This is a genomic window from Actinomycetospora sp. TBRC 11914, from assembly GCF_012933465.1.
Taxonomy (GTDB): domain Bacteria; phylum Actinomycetota; class Actinomycetes; order Mycobacteriales; family Pseudonocardiaceae; genus Actinomycetospora.
Genome location: NZ_JABBND010000054.1, coordinates 1 through 877 on the forward strand (window position 1 = coordinate 1; position 877 = coordinate 877).

Sequence of the window (877 nt, forward strand, 5' to 3'; positions counted from 1 at the left end):
CATGAGGGGTTCGACGCGGGTGCGGTAGGCGGTGTCGATGCTCAGGTCCAGCCCGCGCAGCAGTTCCTCCATCTCGCTGGCGGCCCGGTCGGCGAACTCCCCGATGTGCCCGGCCACCGCCTCGGCGGCCTGGTACTGACGCTGCTCGACCCGCTTGCGGTGCTCCTCGTAGAGCGCCACCCCACCGAGCAGCAGCACCGGCAACGCCCCCAACCAGCCCGGCAGCGCCACCGCCATCACCGTGGTGAGCACGAAGAAGATCATGAAACCCATGTAGGCGCGGGTCGCGATGTTCACCGCGGTCGACAGGTTGCTGTTCTTCTTGCGGTGCACCTGCAACCGGGCGGTGTCGAAATCGCTGCCGGTCCGCGGCCGCGCCGGCTCGCAGGCCACCGGGACCTCGAGGGCGAAGTGCCGCGCCGCCCGGCTGGAGAACTCCCGCACCGCCGCCACCGTCGAGCCCTGGTGGGCGTGGAGCTCGTGGACCAGGCGGGCGTCCAGCCACGCCTTGAACTCCCCGCCGCGGCGGGCGGGGTCGATGTCCTCGAGCTGGTCCTGGGCCTGCTGGGACACCGTCTGGATGCGGGCCCGCAGGTCATAGACCGCCCGCGAGGAGATCGCCCCGAACGCCGCCCCGCGCAGCCCGTCCCACTGCGAGGCCCGCTCCCGGTAGAACTCCACCCGCCGGGCGTGCTGGGCGCGGGCGGCCTGCTGGGTGCCGCGCTGGGCGGCGTCGCGGCGGGCGACCTCACGGGCGATCTCCCGGCGCGGCAACGGCCGGCACGCCGACGGGCCGGCGCCGTAGGGGGTGATGATGGTCGGCTGCGTGCTGAGCATCTCGGGTCTCCCTGTCTACGACGCCGGCCCGGGTCGGCCG

1 protein-coding gene is annotated in these 877 nt (G+C 73.5%); it reads right to left on the minus strand.

Going from position 1 to position 877, the window contains the following annotated elements; genetic code table 11:
• Positions 1–837 (minus strand): hypothetical protein (locus HH311_RS30785; protein ID WP_169187549.1); only part of this gene is annotated, 837 nt, incomplete at its 3' end.
• Positions 838–877 lie beyond the last annotated feature (40 nt).